Consider the following 20,676-nt stretch of genomic DNA (forward strand, 5'->3'; position numbering starts at 1 on the left):
GCAGTCGCCTTGTCAGCCAAACCAGCGCTTCAGCCAGCGCCGGAAGCCGCTAGTGGCTTCATTCGCGCGCTGTTGAGCATTCGCCTTGGCCTGTTCGGCGTTCTCTCCGACATCATCCATAAAGTCGTCGATCCCTTCCACGACCGGATCAATCCGCTTTTTCTTGAAAAGGCTCATGGTGCGGAGCACGAGCAATGCGAGCGCGGACAGCACCAGGATGAAGATGATGTTGAACCAGGGTATCAGCAGAACATCCGGACCTTCCACCTCTTCGATATCGATTGCGTTTGGAAAGATCGTGAAGAGTTCAATGCGCCAGCCGTAATGAGTGACCGCAATCCAGACCTCGTCCTCTTTCTTGGCCAGGTCCTGCGCTTGTGCAGTGATGTTGCTGGAATCGAACTTGAAATAGGGCGGCCAGCCCCAGTCGGTGTCTTCGTTTCGGTAAACGCGTGGTTTCCCGTCCGGCCAAACCGTATTGATGAAGCGGACGTCCCTGGTCCAGTTTGGATTGGTTCCTGCATCGGGTGCAGCCCAGAACCAGGACGAAGAACCAATGTCCATTCGTTTGACGTCCGTGCCGACGATCCGCACGACATCGCGGCCCGGCAAAGTGTAGTGGGCGAATACCACGATGATCAGCACCAGCGGGATGCCAATGATCCATTTAAGATACTTGATCAATCGTCGTCGTCCTCATCGTCGTCGTCGTCGTCACGGGTTTTGGGTATGGCTCCCCAGGGTCCCATGTCCTGACCGAAGCCATAATCCAGGTAATCTTCTTGCATTCCCGGTTCGGCTCCAAACAGTTCGCGGCGCGTGCCAGCCTTGTCGACCATATATTCTTCGGCGAGGAATTGCGCGACGAAGGTCTTCTTGGGTTCGCTCCAAGTTCGGTAGTGGTCGTAAAATGCATCCTTGTGGCAGATGAACAGTTGCCTGAAGTCGAGTGGTGTCAACTCAGCCAGGAGCCTGTTGACCAACATCTTGTCCGAATGATCGCTTGACCGGAAAAGATAAAAGAAAGCCGGGTCGTCCGGATCCGGCCAACGAACCTTTCTGCCGGCGGCCATTCGGCGCACGGCGCTTTCCAATGCATGGTAAGCCTCCGGCAGGTCGCTATGGTATTTTCGCTTGAGGTTGCGCAGATCCCGTCGCGAAATGTCTGAAAGGTCTTCGCCGAGCGATGCGGCCAGGTCGATCGCGATGAAGTCGAGTTTCTGGTTGAGGATGTCAATCGCGTCGGTGCCCAGGACATCGTGGATGGCCTCGATCAAACCGTTCCTTGTCAGATATGTGGCAATCGCTTTTCGGTCCTGCAGCGTCAGCACATACTTGACGGGCAAGTCTGAAACGATGTCCACATTTCTGGAGGCGATGCACGCGGTGCGTTTCACGTCGCGAAAAACATAAAGCCCGCCATAGTGGGACGTGTGGAAGTTTCCTTCCTCAAAACTTTGCGTTTCCAGCTTCAACGGTGTGCGGATGATGTCGCCCGTATGTTTGGACAACTCGATCATCTCGGAAATCAGCACATCGTCCCACCATCCATCCGGCTCGCTCATGAATGCGTGGATCTTTGAAGAGAGTTCCTCGCTGGCCTCGACATGTGCGCCGACCGTGTCAGCCTCGATATCGATCTGACGGATGTCAAAAAGGTCAAGCGGCGAGCGGATCGTATAGACCGTGTTCAGCAGCTCGCCGACCACCGCATCGTGCAACGTGAGCGCAAACAGCTGCTCTTCATTCTGGTCGATGTAGCGCCGTAAAACGGTGCGGGAGAAGGAGAAATGGGCGTTGAGCAGAGGTGCTGTTTTTTGCGCAGTCGACAAGACGATGAACAGCCGATTGCAGCCGTGTGGATTAAGATAGTTCGGATCGTCCAACTCGTCACCGATCTCCGGCGAAAATCCGGAGATGTCGATGTGGAATTCCTCCAGCTGAGTGGTCTTTCCGGTCAGATGTTCCAGGGCGCGATTATACCGGCTCACCATGGAAGGCGACGTCACCTCCACTAGATTGCCGAACATCAGCCCATGTCTGACCAGACGCATCATGAGCGGGATGTCTCCATGAAGCGTTTCTTGGCTTCTTCCATACGCTGCATGTCTCGCACGGCATTTTCAATCGCGGCCTCGTCGGACTTGTCCGCATAGCGGAACTCGCTGTCGGCGTAGCGATTGATCTCCTGGATAACCATTTCGATCGTGATCGGTTGCGCCAGCTCCGCGATCATGGACTTCTTGGTTTCATAGTCCTTGAACAGGAAAAGATCAGGGTTTTCCATCCATTCGTCCGGCAATTCGAAGTCCATCGCACGCACTTTGACGGCGTCAGTGATGTTCTTGATTGCACGGCCGGTGAAACGTTCGTCTGCTTCTTGAATGGCTTTCAGGTATGCGCCCAGTTTGGCTATGGTATCCAGCGCTCCAATATCGGAGCTGATCTTCTGAAAAACGTTCAACAGTGCATCTTCCTGTGGCTGCGAATGACTGTCATAGGACGCCGCCACGGCTTTCTTGATTGCCTGGGCTTCAAAAAGGTCATGGTTGCCGACAGGGATCGTGTGGTTCTTGCCCATCAGCAGATGCAGAATGTCGATATAGTCTTCACGGGTCTGAGGTCCGTCGACAAGAAAGCGGGCACCGGCCCGCTGGCGCAAGGCATCGTCTACATTCTCCGGATAGTTGGAAAACATTCCGAACGTGCAGTTGCCGCGCACGACGGTATTGGCGCCGGCAAAGCTTTCCATCAGAACCGCCGTGATCTCCAGCTGACCGGCAGATGACTGCCGGTCACCGCGCTTGCCCGCAAGCTGGTCGATGTCGTCAACCGTGCCGAAGCCGATCACATTCGGGTCGGTCACGTTACGAATGAAAGCCTTGGCGTTCTGGGCCGACTTGCCCTGGTAACTGTCGATGCTCTCCGTCGACAGGTTTTCGTAGCGAAACGGGTATCCGGCCACTGCACAATATTCATTGATCATGCCGGCCATCATTTGAATGAGCGTGGTTTTACCGGTGCCCGGTTTGCCGTCGCCCATAAACGTGAAAATGAAGCCTCCGAGCTCGGCAAACGGATTCAGTTTGCGCTCAAAGTCATAAGCCATCAGCATCTTTGACAGCTTCATTGCCTGGTATTTTGCAATGTGATTGCCGACGACCTCTTCGGGTTTCTTGAACGCCATGGTCAACGTCGTCGTGCGGGCCCGGGCCGAGGGAGTAAAGCCGGTGATCTCAAAATCGTCAGCCTCAACCCGGTACCGGTCATCCGAGAAGGGCTTCAGGGAAGTGTTGCCTTCCGCGCGCAAGGTAACCTTTTCCATCAACTGTTCGCAGAACGAGGTAATCAGGGCCACCAGTTGACTATCGGTTTCAATGCCGGTGGAGGTGATTTCCTGGTCGAGTTCCCAAAGTGCGCCGTGCAATGCAAGTTGGTCGTTGTCGATCAGGATTTCCTCTACTTCGCCGCATTGGATGTCCGTTTCGCCACTCTCGGCAGCAAGGCCGGACAGAAGAAAGTCCGTCATGTTTGCAAAGACGTGGAGCGAAATCAGAGCAGAGGCGGAAAGAAGTTCCTGAAAGCGCACCTTATGCGAAGCATCGAGTGAACCAGCCAGATTGGAGCGTTTGAGATCTGCAAGGCCCGTCTGTTCGGAGAACTGGTCTGCGGTAACCTGCGCTACGGAAAGCGCTCGGCGGAGCGCGCGCAGGATGCTTGCCTGCGTCGGTGTTGTCAGAACATCGTCGTCGCTCTCCAGGATTCGAGCTGTCAGCTGGACACCTTCGGGGCGCGCCGTTGACCGGGTGACCAGGCCCGGAGTGGTCGACCGAAACCGGCGCCGGCCGCCCAGCCCGGGTGAGCGTTCGCGCACCATGTCGGGTTCGCGCCTTGCGGCAATGCGCGGCGTGTGGTCGAACCCCTCAAGCAAGGCTTCCGCGAATTTGTATTTCTCGCGGATCTTGTCTTCTTTCAGTTCCATCAGGTCGTTGGTCAGGGTCACGCGAAAAACCTATTTGTAGCTGAGAATTTTGCCATTCGGGCTGACGGCATATTTGCGGATATGGGCAAACCCGGGTGGGTCGAGTTCTTCCAGTACCTGGTAAGGCCGCTGTGGCAAGATCAGAGATCGCTGCTGATGTGTGTGGCCTGCAGTGCCTGTGTCTTCCTGGGCGGACGCCGCAAGTGGGTCCAGCTGAAAAATCTGACGCTCGACAGTTGAGAAAAACCCGCTCGGTTCATATTCGATATTGGCGGCCAACAGTGTTTCTGTCGTCCAGGCCAGCGCCCAGTCCTCGCCCGGTTTTTGCCCGGCCTGTGCCAGAACTTCACGCAAGGGGCCAGATTGCTGCGTGAATGTGTGGCTGTACATCGGGCCAACGAAAAACCGCCTCAGGCGCTTGGGGTGGATATCGTCGAAGTCGCGATCAAACCCACGCGCAATCGTCAGGAGTTTCAGGGACGCTGCCGATTGAGCCACCAACTGACTCTGGACGCGGGGCCATCGGCGCTCGTCTTTGGCAAGTGGCCGCCTGCCGGTGTCTTCAAGGTCCAGGATGTAGATCAACGGAATATTCTGCTGGCTGTCATAAACCGCCCAATGCAGCCGATACCGACGCCGTTTTTCACTGAGATTTCCGGACCATGCAATTCTCGGGTCGTTGCGCGCCCAGAACAGTTCCGCATTGGCCAGCTCATCATAATACTGGCGTTCGGATGCTGCGAACTGCAGGTTTACCGGAACTGTATTCTCCTGGAGGATATGGTTGACCATCGCCAGTTTCAGATCGCGCATTGTCGGCAGCGATCTGAGATGGTTTTGCGCCTGCATGGCATCATTGGCCATCTGCAGAAGCTCCTGGTAGACAGGGAAGCCGCTGTCCTGGCGATCGATGCTCAGAAGGTTGGGCAGCTTGTCGGAGACCCGTCCAGCAAGCAGATACTTGTAGGAAAGCGCCGTAAAGGTCCCTGACAATCGGTCCAGGTAGGCCTGCAGGATAGGGATTTCACTTGCCAGCGCCGTGTTCTCAGAGACAACACTATCGGCGACGCCTTTCAAGTGCGAGATGATGCGCTCAAATTTGGCGAAGTAGCGCCGCGTTTCATGCGCTTCTTCCAGTGTCCTGTGATCCAGGGTCAGATCCAAGGCTCAGTCCTCAACCCCTAAGCGCCATAGGCGTTTTTGTCGTGCTTGTCGACGATCTGCTGGAACCGGCGAGCAAACCGCTCGTCCGATTTTGCCTTTTCTTCCAGAACTTTGCGCGCAAACACCATGTGGTCCTCGTGCGCTTCCATCATGTCCGCCATGCGCTGGTTCGTGGCGGATCCGATGGCGGCCATGGCCGATTGCGCTTCCTTGTCGGTCGCAACGCCAATCTCGTTGATCTTGTGGGCGATGTCCTGTTGCTGCGCAGTCTTCAAGGATTTCACGAGGGCATCATAAAGAACAACGCGTTGTTTGGTGTCCGTCTGCAGCTTGTTGATCAGGACCATCTGCGTTGCGGCCTGGTTCTGCAGGCTGTCGACCCAGGTCTTGCCCTTTTCGATGTAGCGCTCAAGCGTCTGGCTTTCTGCCAGTTTGACCTGTTCTTCCTGGGCGAGCCGATTGTACTCAGCGTTCTTTTCCGCAAGCTGACTCTCCAGCTTGGTGCGCTCAGCAGCGTCGGTTTCAACGGAGATCTTGTTTTCAAGGGCAATAATATCCGGATCCATGGCCAGGATTTTTGCCTTGATGTCCTCAAGCGTCCCGACCGTTTGCTCGCGCTGTGAGAGTGTTTCGCCCAAATTGGTTTCAACGCGTTTGCTGTGTTCGTTCAGGGTGTTGAGCTGGTCCTGCAGAAGCTGTCCGATAACATTGGATTTGGTGATCAAGTCCTGCAGCTTGTCGTCGATGCTGGCGCTGCGCATCCGCTCCTGGCGGATACTGTCCGACCGTGCCTTTGAGAAGATTCCGATGAAGCTTTCCCAGCCGGTTTTGGACCGCATGGCGTCGAAGTCCTTGGAAAAGGTCGCCGTCACATCGTCAAGCCCCATGATGAGTTCGGCAATGTTGGCACCCATCAGTTCGGTGTGGGCATGCACGTCATCCAGCGTCGCGTTTTCAATGTCGATGGAAATGTCCTGGCCGGCATCGAGTTTCGTGCGCGCCGATTCAATTTTTGAGGTCAGTTCGTCAATCTTCTGGCGCGCTGCTGCCACTTCCGTTTTAGACTTTTCAATCTGAGCGTTGAAATCCGCCATTTGACCATTCCCGAAATTGATAATTTTTACGTCTTCTATTTAACAACTCTCCATGGAAATACAATTACAACGCGCTATCTCCGGTCCGTTAACCCGGTTGTAAATCCCGTTCCCGGGTTTGCGTTGCCGATCCGCCTGAATCGCTTTATTCCGAAAAAGCTTTCGTAGAAACCGATATGGGACAATAGCTCCTCCAACGGCAAAGACCAGGCGACAAGTGACTGAGCCTGCTTTGGGAATTCGGTTTCGAAATTTGATGATATGGCAAAATTGATTGACGTATGTCAGTTCGTTGCGCGACATTGAGTTCCTGAAGGAGGGGTGATGGTCAAGCCGACAGTGCATGATATCGCGCGCGAAGCCGGCGTCAGTCTGTCGACGGTCGACAGGGTTCTCAATGGCCGTGCTGATGTGCGACCAAAAAATGCCGAGCGGGTCAAGGCTGCCGTCAGAAAGCTTGGATATGTGCGCGACACCAACGCTGCCAATCTTGCCAAGCAAAGGCGATACAAGTTTGCTTTCGTGCTGCCCGAGGGCCCCAATCACCTGGTTGAAACCATTGTTGCCGCCATTCACGAAGCGACCTGGGCTCAGGTCGCTGACCGAACCGAGTTCCGCATCCTGTCGGTCAATGCCGCTGATCCGCATGCCGTCGTCGACAACCTGAATGCACTCGATCTGTCATCACTCGACGGCGTTGCGATCATGGTTCCGGAAACGCCGCAGGTTCGCGACGCCATTGCGCACATCAAAAGTGCCGGCATTTATGTGGTTGCGCTGGTCTCCGATTTGCCGAATTCCGGATGCGACTATTTTGCAGGAATAGACAATTTTTCTGCCGGTAAGACAGCCGGAGCACTCCTTGGCAAGTTTCTGCGAAACGAAACAGGAAGTATCCTCGTCGTCACCAATTCAATGGTCGCTCGTGACAGCATCGAGCGCCGCTTCGGGCTTGATGAAGTGCTTTCTCGGGAATTTCCTTTGCTCAAGACGCTGCCGACAATCGAGTTTCATGACGACGCAGAACGTATCCGCGAGACTTTGGGCCATGCTGTGGGTGCCAATCCCGACCTTAAGGCGGTTTATTCGATGGGGTCTGGCAACACGGTCATGCTGGATGCGCTGAGGGCTCAATCCGGGGTGGAGGACCTGATCGTCATTGCGCATGACCTGACCGCGGTGACGCGTCAGGCGCTTCTCGATGGGGAACTTGACGCGATCATTGCCCAGAATGTCGGTCATCTCGTCCGCAGCGCAATCCGTGTCTTGCGGGCCAAGTGCGACGGTGCCGATATCTATGAGGCACAGGAAAAAATCCGTATTGAGATCATCATGCGTGAGAATCTCTATTGATTTTTGAAGTTTGATCTGACGACGAAGATTTCTTTTTAGTTGATATTTTTCAATAATTTACTCCGCAATCGAGTGCGGTTCTTCGTTGCTTTTACGTCAAAAAGAAAGACGTATGTCAGTTTTTGTGTTGACCAGACATACGTATGTCAATTACCGTCAGCGCGCACTTGGAGGAGTGCGTTGCCCCGGCAGGTGCCGGCGCACCACCAATTCGGGAGGATTACATCCATGAAAACTGCGAAGTTATTCGCGGCGACCGCATTTGCCGCCATGAGCGGGCTTTCTGTCTCCAACGCGCAGGCCGCTGACTTGACGCTTTGCTGGGCAGCCTGGGATCCGGCGAACGCTCTTGTAGAGCTGTCGAAGGAATTCGAAGCGGAGTCCGGCCACACAATGAAGTTTGAGTTCGTGCCCTGGCCGAACTTTGCCGACCGGATGCTCAATGAACTGAATTCGGGCGGCAAGCTTTGCGACTTGTTGATCGGTGACAGTCAGTGGATCGGCGGCGGGGCTGAAAACGGTCATTATGTCAAGCTGAACGAGTTCTTCGACAAGGAAGGCATCAGCATGGACGATTTCGCTCCGGCGACCGTTTATGCCTATTCCACCTGGCCGAAAGGCACGCCGAATTATTATGCGCTTCCGGCAATGGGCGACGCCAACGGCTGGTTCTATCGCAAGGACTGGTTTGCTCTTCCTGAAATTCAGGAAGCTTTCAAGTCAGAGCATGGTCGCGATCTGGCGCCCCCGAAGACACAGGCGGAACTTCTTGAGATTGCCCAGTTCTTCCAAGGCCGCGAGATTGACGGTCAGACGCGCTACGGCGCTGCGATCTTCACCGAGCGCGGATCGGAAGGCATCACCATGGGCGCAACAAGCGCCATGTACCCGTTCGGCTTCAAGTATGAAATGACGCCCGGCAAGTATGACATGGAAGGCGCGGTCAATTCGCCTGAAGCTGTTGCCGGTCTTGAGTTCTACAAAGAACTCTACAAAACCGGAACACCTCCGGGCTACACCGACAGCTACATGGAACAGTCGCTTGATGCTTTCAAATCAGGTCAGGTGGCAATCGCCATGAACTGGTTTGCATTCTTCCCCGGTCTTTATGCAGATCCGGACATCGGTGGCGACAAGATCGGTTTCTTTGTGAACCCGGGACAGAACAAGGAAGCTTCAACGCTTGGCGGACAGGGCATCTCCGTTGTGGCCTATTCAGAGAATCAGGATGCGGCACTTGAATACATCAAGTGGTTTGCTCAGCCTTCCGTTCAAAAGAAATGGTGGGATCTCGGCGGCTATTCCTGTCACGTGAGCGTTCTCAACGACCCGGGTTTTGCCGACAGTGCCCCATTTGCGTCCGACTTCCTTCTCGCCATGGATGGTGTCATGGATTTCTGGCAGGAGCCGGCCTATGCCGAGTTGTTGCTGGCCATGCAGAAGCGCCTTCATGACTACGTCGTTGCCGACCAGGGAACGGCCAAGGAAGCTCTCGACAAACTGATAGGGGACTGGACCGAAACCTTCGAAGACGAGGGTAAGCTCTAAGCGAGCGTGAACTGCAGGCAGCCGCATCCAAGGCGGCTGCCTGCCACTGAAAGTCTGGCCCGAGCGGGCTGACCGATTGCGCCCGGCCCCAAGCGAAACTTCGGTGCGACCAACGCATCCTGCAAGGGTCAGCCTCTTTCATTCCATGGACCTTAAGAAGGGCGGCTTATGTCCGACACTCCCATCGACCGCATAGCTAAGGCGACGCCTCCAGGCGTCGCCGGTAAGATCAAAGGGCTTTCCGATCGCGCGATAGCGTGGCTGTTTGTTGCCCCGACGATCTTCCTGCTGCTTGCGGTGAATATTTTCCCGTTGATCTGGACGATCAACCTGAGTTTCACGAATTTTCGCGCCAACAGGCCGAACAGGGAAGTCGACTATATCGGGCTTCGAAACTACGAGCGCATTCTGACCGATGGCGACATCTGGCTGACAATGCAGGCAACGGCTCACTTCCTGTTCTGGACGATCTTTCTGCAGGTCCTGATCGGTTTCACACTTGCCTGGCTGATCAATCGCAAGTTCAAGGGCAACGATCTCTGGACGACACTGATCGTCCTGCCGATGATGCTGTCTCCGGCTGTGGTGGGCAACTTCTGGACGTTTCTCTATCAGCCGCAGATCGGCCTCTTCAACTACGGGATCTCCTTTCTCACGGGTGTCGATCCCTCCTCTTTCCAGATGATCGGCGATGTCGCTCTCGCGCCCTGGGCAATTGTAATTGTCGACACCTGGATGTGGACACCCTTTGTCATGCTCATTTGTCTGGCAGGACTCCGATCGATACCTGACTACATTTATGAGGCAGCGGAAATCGACCGTGCCAGCCGATGGCGCCAGTTCTGGACCATCACCGTTCCCATGGTGCTGCCGTTCCTGATGCTGGCCGTGCTCTTCCGCGGCATCGAGAATTTCAAGATGTTCGATCTGGTCGTCCAGCTGACCGGCGGTGGACCTGGTTCTGTCACCGAACTCACCTCCATCAACCTGAAGCGTGAAGCCTTCGAGAAATGGCGAACCGGATATGCGTCCGCTTACGCGATCATCTTGTTCGTGACTGTGTTCGGTCTGGCTTCGATCTACGTGAAGGCGCTTAACAAGGTGAAAGAAAGATGAGCAGCTATTCCATCACAGAACCGTCTGCACGACAGAAGTGGGTGGCTGGCTCTCTGGTCATTGCCTACGCGGTGATCACGCTCCTGCCGCTGGTCTGGATCCTGACCACCGGCTTCAAGTCGCCGAACGATGCCATCGCCTACCCACCGAAAGTGGTCTTCGAGCCATCCCTGGAAGGGTATGTGAATCTCTTCACAACGCGAACGCGCGTCACACCCGAACAGCTGGAAGCGCTTCCACCGCCTGCGACCTGGTATGAGGAAATTGTGCGGGACCGCGACATGGTAATTGCCGGTCCGTCCCGCTACGGCGAACGCTTCCTCAATTCCGTCATTATCGGCTTCGGATCCACTTTCCTCTCGGTTTTCCTGGGAACGCTTGCCGCCTATGCCTTCTCGCGTTTCAAGGTGCCACTGAAGGATGATCTCCTGTTCTTCATCCTGTCGACCCGAATGATGCCTCCGATTGCGGTCGCCATTCCGATCTTCCTGATGTTCCGCACTCTGGGACTCTCCGACACCCATCTGGGTATGATCCTTCTCTATACGGCCGTGAACATTTCGCTGGCTGTCTGGCTGCTCAAGGGCTTCATCGATGAGATCCCGAGAGAATACGAGGAGGCTGCACTGATCGACGGCTACACGCGGTTCCAGGCATTTTACAAGGTGGTGTTGCCTCAGGCGGCAACCGGGATCGCTTCGACAGCCATCTTCTGTCTGATCTTTTCCTGGAACGAATATGCATTTGCGGTGCTGCTGACATCGGGCACAGCCCAGACGGCGCCCCCATTCATCCCGACCATTATCGGTGTCGGTGGCCAGGACTGGCCGGCGGTTGCAGCAGGGGCAACGTTGTTCCTGGTCCCGGTCATGGTTTTCACGGTTCTTCTCCGCAAGCACCTTCTGCGCGGCATAACCTTCGGAGCGGTACGCAAATGAGTGAATTTGTCAGCGGATTGGCCCGCTTTCGCCGCGGGTCCTGGGAAATGCTCGCATCCATTCTGATCGCCGTCGGTGTGATCATGCTGATGCAACCGCTTTTCCTCTGGGCCTACACCTATTCCTTCATAGTCACGCTGACCGGAACGGTGATGTTCATCGTTGTCAGCCATTTTCCGGAGTAACCGTCATGGCTGAAATCGTGATCAGGAACCTCAGAAAGGAATTCGGTGACTTCACGGCCGTGCAGTCCTCTTCCTTCAAGATCGAGGACGGCGAGTTCTTCATGCTGCTTGGCCCATCCGGCTGTGGCAAGACAACGACGCTTCGTATGATCGCCGGACTGGAACTGCCGACCTCGGGCGAAATCTATATTGACGGCGAGGAGGTTGGTCAGAAACCGGCGAGCAAACGCGACATCGCCTTTGTTTTCCAGATGTTTGCGCTTTATCCGCACATGAACGTGCGCAAGAACATCAGCTACCCGTTGATCAGTCAGGGCATGCCCAAGAGCCAGGTCAAAGAAAAGGTAGGTGAAGTTTCGAGGATCCTCGGCATTGAGGACATCCTCGATCGTCCGGTCGGCGGACTGTCAGGTGGCGATCGCCAGCGTGTCGCATTGGGCCGGGCAATCGTCCGCGATCCCAAGGCGTTCATGATGGATGAGCCGCTCGGGGCCCTTGATGCGGAGTTTCGCGAGCGGATGGCTGAAGAGCTGCGCGCACTCCATGACAGGATGAACGCAACCACTGTCTATGTGACACACGATCAGCTGGAAGCCATGCAGATGGGCGACAAGATCGTCGTCATGAACCATGGTGTGATCGAACAATTCGGTACGCCGCAGGACATCTACGACAAGCCTGCCACCATGTTCGTTGCAGATTTCATAGGCTCGCCCTCAATGAACTTTCTGCGCTTCCATGGTGAGGTACACGCCGGTTCTTCATCGGTGCAAATGCACCACGAGGATCTTGCTGTTCCAATGCTTCAGGAGCCATTTGAAGGCGACATGGTCTTCGGCATCAGGCCGGAGCACATATCCCTTTCGGACAATGCCGGGTTCCGCAGCGAGGTTCTTGCGGCCGAATATCTCGGCACCACGCAAATCGTAACGCTGAAATCAACGAGTGGAGAGCTGAAAGCCCGAATACCCTCCGACAACAAAGTGCGTGCAGGCGAACATGTCGGGCTGGAATTCAACGGGTCTACGGTAACCCTGTTCGACAACCAGTCGGGTCGCGCATTGAGGTCCTCTCTGAATGAAGGAGTGCTGGCCCATGGCTGAGGTCAAACTTGCCAATCTGTCAAAGGCATTCGGTGACACGCAGGCCGTTGACGATGTCACGATGACCATTGCAAACGGTGCTTTTGTGACATTGCTTGGACCGACCGGGGCCGGCAAGACCACAATCCTGCGTCTGATTGCAGGTCTTGAGCAGCCCGATCAGGGCGATGTCATGATCGGTGGTCGTTCCGTGGCCAACGACACGCCGGCACAGCGCAATGTCGCCATGGTTTTTCAGCAGTATTCGCTGTATCCGCATCTCAGCGTACGCGACAACCTGGCCTTTCCGCTGCGTTCGCCGTTGTTGAAGACGCCCAAACAGGAAATCGACAGAAAAGTTGCGGAAGTGGCCGATGTCCTGAAGATTTCCCACAAACTGAACAACAAGGCGACCAATCTGTCCGGTGGTGAAATGCAGCGTGTCTCGATCGGGCGCGCCCTTGTGCGCTCGCCGTCCATCTACCTCATGGATGAACCGCTGAGTTCGCTCGATGCCAAGCTGCGGTCCGACCTCAGGATTGAGCTGAAGCGCATTCAGGAAAGTCTGGGGGCGACGATGCTCTACGTTACGCACGACCAGATCGAGGCAATGACCATGGCAACCCATGTCGGAGTGCTTGACGAAGGACGTCTCGTCCAATTCGGAACGCCGCGGGAGATCTATGAAGATCCGGTCAATCTTTATGTCGCCGGACGGTTGGGACAACCGCGGATAAATGTGTTGCCTGCCGACATGTTCGCCGGGGCGCCGTCCGGAGCCAAAACAATCGGGCTTCGACCTGAGCACATTGCGCAAGGTGAGGGAAAGCCATCGCAGATCAGGCGCGTTGAACATCTTGGAGACCAGACTCGCCTGCATTTGTCGCTAGATGGGCATGAGATCGTCACCTTGTCGGAAAGTCGCACAACATATGAACCTGGCGACACGCTTGCCATTCAGCCACGCAATCCACTGTTTTTTGACGCCAGCGGCGCCAGAATTGCCTGAGGAGACGGGACATGAAGCAGTTTATCAACACCAAGGAAACGCTCGTCACTGAAGCGATTGACGGGACGCTCAGAACCGCAGGCGGACGGCTGGCCCGACTGGATGGCTATCCTCACATCAAGGTTGTCGTACGAACGGACTGGGACAAATCGAAAGTGGCGCTGGTCTCAGGCGGGGGATCCGGCCACGAACCGAGCCATGCCGGGTTTGTCGGTCAGGGCATGTTGACTGCAGCTGTCTGCGGCGAGGTCTTCGCGTCTCCTTCGGTCGACGCGGTGCTGGCAGGAATTCTGGCCGTCACGGGCAAAGCCGGTTGCTTGCTCATCGTGAAAAACTATACGGGAGATCGCCTCAACTTCGGTCTGGCCGTCGAACGCGCCCGTGCCTTCGGTCTGAAGGTCAATATGGTCATTGTCGATGATGACGTTGCCTTGCCGGACTTGCCTCAGGCAAGGGGCGTTGCCGGTACGCTGTTCGTGCACAAGATTGCCGGGGCCCTGGCCGATCAGGGTGCCGACCTCGATACAATCACTGCTGCAGCTGAGCAGGCGATCAAGGGGGCGATTTCCATCGGCATGTCACTGGACACCTGCACAATTCCTGGCTCGCCGAAGGAAGACAGGATTGCCGTTGGCAAAGCCGAACTCGGACTGGGCATCCACGGAGAAGCCGGCATCGAACAGGTTGAGTATTCCAACGCCAAGGCAGCGATGGCCATGGTGGTCGAACGCCTGGCTCCAAACCTGGCTCCCGGGCCACATGTTGCGATCCTGAACAACCTCGGCAGCACGACACCTCTCGAAATGTCGGTTCTTCTTGAGGAGATGACAGCCTCTCGGATCGGCAGCCAGATCCGCTGGGTCATTGGCCCGGCGGCGATGATGACGTCTCTCGATATGCATGGATTTTCCGTCTCGATGTTGCCGGTGGGCAAGGCCGAAGAGGCGTTGTTGCAGGCTCCCGTAGCCCCATGGGCCTGGCCGGGATGTCTGGCGCTCGGCCCTGTTTCCGTGCGACCGCTGCCGGACGGGTTGTCCCCGATCCAGCCGTTGCCGTCGAAAAACCCGGAAACCCGCGCGTTCATCGAGCGGTGCTGCAATATCCTGATTGACGCCGAAGCTGACCTGAATGCACTCGATGCAAAGTCGGGTGACGGCGACACTGGAAGCACACTGGCAACGGCCGCTCGCGCGCTGATCCAGGCCCTTGACCGGCTCCCGCTGGCTGACCTGACCCAGCTTTACCGTGCCGTGGGACTGGAGCTTAGCCAGACCATGGGCGGGTCGTCCGGGGTGTTGCTCGCGATTTTCTTTGCGGCCGCTGGCGATGCCTCTTCCAGCGGGCATGGTGCAATCGGCGCTTTGAAGGCGGGGCTCGACCGCATCATGCAAGTTGGCGGAGCTGAGCCGGGTGACCGCACAATGATCGACGCTTTGATGCCGGCCCTGAATGCCCTTGAGAACGGCATCGGGGCTGCCGCCGCGGAGGCACGTCAGGGCGCTGACGCGACAGCACGAATTACCCGAGCACGGGCAGGACGGGCGTCTTATGTGTCTGAGGCGAACCTCTCAGGTCACAATGACCCCGGCGCTGAAGCCGTTGCGCGCCTGCTTGAGCAGTTGGCTGAAGCACCGGCTTTGACTTCCCAGTCGGCTTGATGTCCGACCCCTTCCGGCCGGTGCTGGCAACGGTTTCCGGCCGGACTTTTTTGTCTTCCTGTTCCAGGGCCTAAGCGATCGCCAACCTTTTTTGCGTGTCCGCCTCGGCAGATCTGTGTCGACCCGAGCAATTCAGTCCGTTGTCGGCTTAAGCCAATCTAGGTCTTGCCATCGCACTCAATTCATCACAAACTCCGGCAAATTTATCAGGCAGCTGTGATGTTTCATGAGGCATATCGATAAAATCCATGATCCTGCAAAGCGTCCGCATTTCCAGACCTGTGCCTGGGCGTGGGGCATTTGGCGTTTTGGGCTTGATAAAAGTTATAAAGTATAACTATTATAGTTCATCACTTGATCGGGTAGGAGGAATCCGGTCTTGTTTTGAAGTTGATCGAACAGGGAGGACATAATGATCAACTTGCATAAGAAGGTTGCAAGACTGGCCGTAGCGGCCACTGTTTCTGCGATTGCACTTGCGGGCACGGCGTCCAGCACGGTTGCGCAGGAAGTTACGCTTCGTCTGCATCAGTTTCTGCCGGCTCAGGCAAATGTTCCCAAGAACGTGCTGGACCCTTGGGCGGACAAGATTGAAGCGGAATCCGACGGTCGCATCAAGATCGAGCGCTATCCGGCCATGCAGTTGGGCGGCAAACCGCCGGAGTTGATCAACCAGGTAATCGACGGTGCCGTCGACATTGTCTGGACGGTGGCCGGATACACGCCGGGCCGTTTTCCGCGCGCGGAAGTGTTCGAGCTTCCCTTCACGATGACCGACGCTGAGTCAATGTCCAGGGCCTACTGGAAGCTGGCTGAAGAAACCATGATGGATGAAGACTTCAAGCTGTTCAAACCGCTTGGTCTTTGGGTCCATGGCCCGGGTGTCATCCATTCCAGCAAGCCAATCACCACACTTGACGATCTGAACGGGGTCAAGCTGCGCGCACCGACCCGCGTGACGAACAAGCTGTTTTCCAATCTTGGAGCGACACCGGTCGGCATGCCTGTCCCGGCAATACCGGAAGCACTCAGCAAAGGTGTGATCGATGCGTCGGTTATTCCCTGGGAAGTTGTCGGTGCGCTCAAGGTAAATGAGCTTGTCGGCAATCACACTGAATTCCCGGGTGACGCGCTCTACACCACATCCTTCATTTTTGCGATGAACAAGGACAAGTACGACGCGCTGCCGGATGACCTGAAGGCGATAATCGATGCCAATTCGGGTGAAGATTTCTCGGCTTTTGCCGGCAAGCAGATGCAGACAGATGATGCCGGACCGCGTGCAGCTGCCGTGGAGCGTGGCAACAACATCATCACGCAAACACCCGAACAGATTGCCGAGTGGCGCACCGCCGCGCAAGGTACCATCGACGAGTGGATTGCCGAGATGGATGCCAAAGGCATAGACGGCAAAGCACTGAAGGATCGTGCGGCTGAACTGATGGCCAACTGACGAAAGCCTCGCAAACGCTCCCGGACGCCTTAAGTCCGGGGGCTCTTTTCCCACAGGAAACGGATACATGCTGTCTCATCTGGTGGAGCGTCTGGCGCGCTTCATGGCGATCCTTGGCGGGCTGGTGCTGACCGGGCTCATTGCTCTGACGTGTGTCAGCGTTCTCGGCAGAGGTCTGAACACGCTAGGACATTCCGGCTTTTTGACTTCGCTCTCGGAGAGCGGCGCAAAAGCCTTGATTGCAACTGGCGTTGGACCTGTTCAAGGTGATTTCGAACTTTTGGAAGCAGGTATCAGTTTTACGATTTTTGCCTTTCTGCCAATTTGCCAGTTACGGCGTGGCCACGCGACCGTGGATGTGTTCTCAACCGGCTTTCCGCATTGGCTGAACAGGTTTCTGGAGACGTTCTGGGAAGTTCTGTTGAGTGCGTTGATCCTGTTGATCACCTGGCGGCTTTTTGTCGGCATGCATGACAAGATGCGTTACGAAGAAACTACCTTCATTTTGCAATTTCCGGTCTGGTGGGCATTTGCCTTCAGCTTTGGCGCTGCTCTGGTCGCCTCGGTGGTGGCCGTTTATTGCGCCGTTGCGCGGACGATTGAGCTCGTTACTGGCCGCAGGCTCAAGTCAGATGCTGAGGGGGAAGTCCATTGAGCCTCCTGGAACTCGGTTATCTGTCCTTTCCCGTCCTCTTGGTGCTGATTTTCCTGCGCGCGCCTATTGGTCTTGCGATGATGATCTGCGGGCTCGGTGGTCTCTGGCTTGCCACCGGTACGCCGAATATCTTTATGTCCAAGCTGAAGAGCGAAACCTACTCGACCTTTTCCAGCTATTCGCTGACGATCATTCCGATGTTTCTGCTCATGGGGCAATTCGCAACACATTCTGGAATGTCGTCGTCGCTGTTCAAGGCAGCCGAAAGCTGGCTGGGACATCGCAAGGGCGGTGTCGCAATGGCGGCGGTTGGTGCCTGCGCGGGCTTTGGCGCCATTTGTGGCTCGTCGCTTGCCACCGCAGCGACCATGAGCCGGGTGGCCCTACCTGAATTGCGTCGTTACGGCTATTCCGGGGGCTTTTCTACTGCGACCTTGGCTGCAGGCGGCACACTTGGCATTTTGATTCCGCCGTCAGTGATCCTGGTGATCTATGCGATCCTGACAGAGCAGAACATTGCCAAGCTGTTTCTGGCCGCTTTCGTCCCCGGCTTACTGGCGGCCATCGGCTACATGATCACCATTTCCATCTACGTGCGGCTCTATCCGGCAGCCGCCGGGACTCGCGAGCCTGTTCCTTATGCGGAACGAATGCGCGCCATGCTCGAAGTCTGGCCAGTCCTGCTCGTCTTCGGACTGGTTGTCGGAGGCATTTATCTCGGTTGGTTCACCCCGACAGAAGGGGCGGCCGTCGGCGCGGCCGGTACTGGTGTTCTGGCGCTTTTGTCCGGCAATCTGACCTGGAAGATGTTTATCGACAGCATGATCCAGACCGCCATGAGCACGGCGATGATATTCTTCATCATCCTCGGGGCCGGTTTTTACAATGGTTTCCTGGCGCTCAGTCAATTGCCGCAAGAACTCAGCGGCTGGGTTGTCGGTCAGGGCTTCAGTCCGTGGATGGTGTTGACGCTGGTGCTGTTGTTCTATCTGGCCTTTGGTTGCCTGATGGACAGCTTGTCTATGATCCTGTTGACCATTCCGATTTTCTTCCCCGTGATCAGCGCGCTTGATTTCGGAATGAGCCCGGAACATGTCGCGATCTGGTTCGGTATCATTGTCCTGATCGTCGTCGAGGTGGGTCTGATTACACCACCTGTCGGCATGAACCTCTTCATTATCAATGCCATGGATCGATCGACGCCGATGAAGGAAACCTACAAGGCTGTCTTGTGGTTTGTCACATCGGACATCGTCCGGGTCATTATTCTGGTGCTGTTCCCCTCCATCACCCTGTTCCTTCTGGGCGGTTAGCCGCCCAGCTGTTGAGGGTTTTGGTGTGTGAAAATAGATATGGAATATAACAATGATAGTTCACACTGAATTGGAGCCGGCGAGATGCGAATAGCGCAAACGGTCGTGCTTGTGACCGGTGGCGGCAGCGGACTTGGCGCTGCAACCGTCCGTCGCTTTGCCGATCAGGGTGCAAAGGTTGCGGTGCTCGATCTGGACAAGAAACGGTCAGGCTCGCTTGCCGCAGAGGTTGGTGGCTTTGCTGTCCATGCTGATGTCAGCGACGAGGTGGATGTCGGCCGCGCGCTCGACGAAACCGTTCGCCATTTTGGCGTGCCCCGCATCATTGTCAATTGCGCTGGTGTCGGGTTCGCGGCTCGCATCGTCGGCAAGGAAGGCAAGCTTTCATTCGATGTCTTTGAGCGAACGCTTAAGGTGAACCTGTTCGGCACCTTCAACGTCATGAGTCATGCAGCCAAGCGGCTTTGCGAAGCGGGCACTCTAGAAGGTGGGGAGCGTGGCGTTGTCATCAACACCGCTTCCGTCGCATTTGAGGACGGTCAGCTCGGGCAGGCTGCCTATGCGGCATCAAAGGGTGGAATTGCTTCCATGTGCCTACCGGCCGCGCGGGAATTCGCTCAGCACGGCATCCGCGTGATGACGATCGCTCCTGGCCTCTTCAAAACGCCGATGATGGAAGGCCTTCCGGAAGAGGTCTCGGCGAAAATTGCGGAGAATATTCCCTTTCCACCGCGTCTCGGAGAGCCGGAAGAATTTGCTCTGTTGGCCGAACAGATCGTCACCAACCCGTTTCTCAATGGAACGACCATCCGACTAGATGGCGCGGTGCGCCTGCCACCGCGTTGAGGATATTCTGATGAACGAACCGATCTTGAACATTGAGGTAAGCGGCGACATCGCCACCTTGATGATGAACCGTCCCGACAAGCGCAACGCCATGTGCGATGACCTGCTTGAAGCAATTGACAGGTTTTTTGCAAGCGCGCCGAAGACCGTGAAGGCGGTGGTCATTACAGGGACCGCCGGTCACTTCTGCTCCGGACTTGACTTGAGTGAACATGTTGCCCGAGACGCGGAAGGCACCCTGCATCATTCACGCGGATGGCACTCGGTGATGGACAGGATCCAGTTCGGGGGCCTGCCAGTTGTGTCCGCGATGTTCGGGGCCGTTATCGGAGGTGGTCTGGAACTGGCAAGCGCGACGCATGTCCGTGTTGCCGAAACCTCCACCTTCTTTCAGCTTCCAGAAGGTCGTCGCGGTATTTTCGTTGGAGGCGGGGCTTCGGTTCGCGTCGGACGGATACTGGGCGCTGATCGCATGACCGAAATGATGCTCACGGGCCGGAAATATGACGCTGACGAGGGATTATCTCTGGGTCTGACCCACTATGTCGTCGACCCGGGCGAGGCGCTGGCGAAAGCGCAAGAGCTTGCCCGCAAGATCGCGTCGAATGCGCCATTGTCGAATTACATCATGATCCAGGCGTTGTCGCGCATTTCCGACATGTCGAAGGCCGATGGCCTTTTTACCGAAAGCCTTTGTGCCGCACTCACGCAAACAAGCCCGGATGCACTAGAGGGTCTGGCCGCCTTTATCGAAAAACGCAGTCCGAAATTCAGGTGATGTCATGAAAAAACCAGCTGCCGATATCGAAACAGAAGACACCGTTGTCAGTGTCAATGACAGGACGTTGAGATCGTTTCATGGGTATCAGATGAAGCGAACATTCAATGTCATCCAATCGGACCTCAGTCGAACCCTGAAACCGCTTGAATTGAGAATGCTCACTTATACGGCGTTGGTTCTGATTGTCGATAATCCAGGGCTTCGCCAGTCGCAACTGGCGGAAGCCATGGATATCGAGCGGCCCAATCTGGTGGTGATTGTCGACGAGCTGGAACGCCGTGGTCTGGTCCTGAGAGATCGATTGCCCAACGACCGGCGTGCTTATGCACTCAAGGCAACCGCTGCCGGGCAAGACTTGTGCAAGCAAGCGCTTTCGGTCGTCACGGCGCATGAAGCTGCGCTTTTGAAAGGGGTGAGCCCGGATGAAAAGGCCGTTGCCCTCAAGGTCCTTCAGGCGATCGAGGCAAACCGTCAACGCGACCGTTGACGCGTTTGGCTA

19 protein-coding genes are annotated in these 20,676 nt (G+C 56.0%); 14 read left to right on the top strand and 5 right to left on the bottom strand.

Annotated elements, in window-relative coordinates; translation table 11 throughout:
- Positions 1-12: 12 nt before the first annotated feature.
- Genes K1718_RS06630 through K1718_RS06650 form a run of 5 tightly spaced genes read right to left on the bottom strand, consistent with a single transcriptional unit; the run spans position 13 to position 6,240 of the window.
- Entirely contained in the window at positions 13-684 is a 672-nt protein-coding gene (locus K1718_RS06630) for a DUF1523 family protein (RefSeq protein WP_209006853.1), read from the bottom strand.
- The gene (locus tag K1718_RS06635; protein WP_265683227.1) at positions 681-2,057 is read right to left on the bottom strand and encodes a DUF6638 family protein; all 1,377 of its coding nucleotides are present in this window, start codon (positions 2,055-2,057) and stop codon (positions 681-683) included. Before K1718_RS06635 ends, K1718_RS06630 begins: the two co-directional genes overlap by 4 nt.
- A complete protein-coding gene (locus K1718_RS06640) occupies positions 2,054-4,003 on the bottom strand; it encodes an AAA family ATPase (protein WP_265683228.1) in 1,950 nt (649 codons plus the stop codon). The genes K1718_RS06635 and K1718_RS06640 overlap by 4 nt, the downstream gene beginning before the upstream one ends.
- A gap of 9 nt (positions 4,004-4,012) precedes the next feature.
- Positions 4,013-5,146: a hypothetical protein gene (locus K1718_RS06645; RefSeq protein WP_265683230.1), complete on the bottom strand. Its 1,134-nt coding sequence runs from the start codon at positions 5,144-5,146 to the stop codon at positions 4,013-4,015.
- Between the two features lie 17 nt (positions 5,147-5,163).
- Positions 5,164-6,240 (bottom strand): hypothetical protein, encoded by a 1,077-nt coding sequence (locus K1718_RS06650; RefSeq protein ID WP_152500182.1) that lies wholly within the window; start codon positions 6,238-6,240, stop codon positions 5,164-5,166.
- 324 nt (positions 6,241-6,564) lie between these two features.
- Here K1718_RS06650 and K1718_RS06655 point away from each other — a divergent pair, with 324 nt between their 5' ends.
- The 14 genes from K1718_RS06655 to K1718_RS06720 all read left to right on the top strand — a co-directional run bounded on the left by K1718_RS06655 (position 6,565) and on the right by K1718_RS06720 (position 20,664).
- Complete coding sequence (locus K1718_RS06655; protein WP_265683233.1) at positions 6,565-7,593, top strand: LacI family DNA-binding transcriptional regulator; 1,029 nt, start codon at positions 6,565-6,567, stop codon at positions 7,591-7,593.
- Between the two features lie 228 nt (positions 7,594-7,821).
- A complete protein-coding gene (locus K1718_RS06660; RefSeq protein WP_152500184.1) occupies positions 7,822-9,141 on the top strand; it encodes an ABC transporter substrate-binding protein in 1,320 nt (439 codons plus the stop codon).
- A gap of 168 nt (positions 9,142-9,309) precedes the next feature.
- Positions 9,310-10,257 carry a carbohydrate ABC transporter permease gene (locus K1718_RS06665; RefSeq protein WP_152500185.1) on the top strand — a complete coding sequence of 316 codons (948 nt, stop codon included), beginning with the start codon at positions 9,310-9,312 and terminating at the stop codon, positions 10,255-10,257.
- Complete coding sequence (locus K1718_RS06670; protein WP_152500186.1) at positions 10,254-11,195, top strand: carbohydrate ABC transporter permease; 942 nt, start codon at positions 10,254-10,256, stop codon at positions 11,193-11,195. The genes K1718_RS06665 and K1718_RS06670 overlap by 4 nt, the downstream gene beginning before the upstream one ends.
- Complete coding sequence (locus K1718_RS06675; RefSeq protein WP_152500187.1) at positions 11,192-11,380, top strand: hypothetical protein; 189 nt, start codon at positions 11,192-11,194, stop codon at positions 11,378-11,380. Before K1718_RS06670 ends, K1718_RS06675 begins: the two co-directional genes overlap by 4 nt.
- Positions 11,381-11,385: 5 nt before the next feature.
- Entirely contained in the window at positions 11,386-12,483 is a 1,098-nt protein-coding gene (locus tag K1718_RS06680; RefSeq protein WP_265683239.1) for an ABC transporter ATP-binding protein, read from the top strand.
- Positions 12,476-13,471 carry an ABC transporter ATP-binding protein gene (locus K1718_RS06685; RefSeq protein WP_152500189.1) on the top strand — a complete coding sequence of 332 codons (996 nt, stop codon included), beginning with the start codon at positions 12,476-12,478 and terminating at the stop codon, positions 13,469-13,471. The genes K1718_RS06680 and K1718_RS06685 overlap by 8 nt, the downstream gene beginning before the upstream one ends.
- Positions 13,472-13,482: 11 nt before the next feature.
- Positions 13,483-15,129 carry a dihydroxyacetone kinase subunit DhaK gene (locus tag K1718_RS06690; RefSeq protein ID WP_265683240.1) on the top strand — a complete coding sequence of 549 codons (1,647 nt, stop codon included), beginning with the start codon at positions 13,483-13,485 and terminating at the stop codon, positions 15,127-15,129.
- Between the two features lie 412 nt (positions 15,130-15,541).
- Complete coding sequence (locus K1718_RS06695; RefSeq protein WP_152500191.1) at positions 15,542-16,582, top strand: TRAP transporter substrate-binding protein; 1,041 nt, start codon at positions 15,542-15,544, stop codon at positions 16,580-16,582.
- A gap of 67 nt (positions 16,583-16,649) precedes the next feature.
- Entirely contained in the window at positions 16,650-17,237 is a 588-nt protein-coding gene (locus K1718_RS06700) for a TRAP transporter small permease (protein WP_265683241.1), read from the top strand.
- The gene (locus K1718_RS06705) at positions 17,234-18,550 is read left to right on the top strand and encodes a TRAP transporter large permease (RefSeq protein WP_265683243.1); all 1,317 of its coding nucleotides are present in this window, start codon (positions 17,234-17,236) and stop codon (positions 18,548-18,550) included. The genes K1718_RS06700 and K1718_RS06705 overlap by 4 nt, the downstream gene beginning before the upstream one ends.
- Before the next feature lie 84 nt (positions 18,551-18,634).
- Positions 18,635-19,396: an SDR family NAD(P)-dependent oxidoreductase gene (locus tag K1718_RS06710; protein ID WP_265683245.1), complete on the top strand. Its 762-nt coding sequence runs from the start codon at positions 18,635-18,637 to the stop codon at positions 19,394-19,396.
- Between the two features lie 10 nt (positions 19,397-19,406).
- On the top strand, positions 19,407-20,174 hold the full coding sequence (locus tag K1718_RS06715) for a crotonase/enoyl-CoA hydratase family protein (RefSeq protein WP_265683247.1): 768 nt from the start codon (positions 19,407-19,409) through the stop codon (positions 20,172-20,174).
- Positions 20,175-20,178: 4 nt separating this feature from the next.
- Positions 20,179-20,664 carry a MarR family winged helix-turn-helix transcriptional regulator gene (locus K1718_RS06720; RefSeq protein WP_152500196.1) on the top strand — a complete coding sequence of 162 codons (486 nt, stop codon included), beginning with the start codon at positions 20,179-20,181 and terminating at the stop codon, positions 20,662-20,664.
- The last annotated feature ends 12 nt before the right edge of the window (positions 20,665-20,676 follow it).

This window comes from Roseibium porphyridii, from assembly GCF_026191725.2.
GTDB lineage: Bacteria > Pseudomonadota > Alphaproteobacteria > Rhizobiales > Stappiaceae > Roseibium > Roseibium porphyridii.

Coding starts and splice junctions, on each gene's coding strand:
- K1718_RS06635 (WP_265683227.1), bottom strand. CDS start 2,057: ATGATGCGTCTGGTCAGACATGGGCTGATGTTCGGCAATCTAGTGGAG.
- K1718_RS06650 (WP_152500182.1), bottom strand. CDS start 6,240: ATGGCGGATTTCAACGCTCAGATTGAAAAGTCTAAAACGGAAGTGGCA.
- K1718_RS06655 (WP_265683233.1), top strand. CDS start 6,565: ATGGTCAAGCCGACAGTGCATGATATCGCGCGCGAAGCCGGCGTCAGT.
- K1718_RS06660 (WP_152500184.1), top strand. CDS start 7,822: ATGAAAACTGCGAAGTTATTCGCGGCGACCGCATTTGCCGCCATGAGC.
- K1718_RS06665 (WP_152500185.1), top strand. CDS start 9,310: ATGTCCGACACTCCCATCGACCGCATAGCTAAGGCGACGCCTCCAGGC.
- K1718_RS06670 (WP_152500186.1), top strand. CDS start 10,254: ATGAGCAGCTATTCCATCACAGAACCGTCTGCACGACAGAAGTGGGTG.
- K1718_RS06675 (WP_152500187.1), top strand. CDS start 11,192: ATGAGTGAATTTGTCAGCGGATTGGCCCGCTTTCGCCGCGGGTCCTGG.
- K1718_RS06680 (WP_265683239.1), top strand. CDS start 11,386: ATGGCTGAAATCGTGATCAGGAACCTCAGAAAGGAATTCGGTGACTTC.
- K1718_RS06685 (WP_152500189.1), top strand. CDS start 12,476: ATGGCTGAGGTCAAACTTGCCAATCTGTCAAAGGCATTCGGTGACACG.
- K1718_RS06690 (WP_265683240.1), top strand. CDS start 13,483: ATGAAGCAGTTTATCAACACCAAGGAAACGCTCGTCACTGAAGCGATT.
- K1718_RS06695 (WP_152500191.1), top strand. CDS start 15,542: ATGATCAACTTGCATAAGAAGGTTGCAAGACTGGCCGTAGCGGCCACT.
- K1718_RS06700 (WP_265683241.1), top strand. CDS start 16,650: ATGCTGTCTCATCTGGTGGAGCGTCTGGCGCGCTTCATGGCGATCCTT.
- K1718_RS06710 (WP_265683245.1), top strand. CDS start 18,635: ATGCGAATAGCGCAAACGGTCGTGCTTGTGACCGGTGGCGGCAGCGGA.
- K1718_RS06715 (WP_265683247.1), top strand. CDS start 19,407: ATGAACGAACCGATCTTGAACATTGAGGTAAGCGGCGACATCGCCACC.
- K1718_RS06720 (WP_152500196.1), top strand. CDS start 20,179: ATGAAAAAACCAGCTGCCGATATCGAAACAGAAGACACCGTTGTCAGT.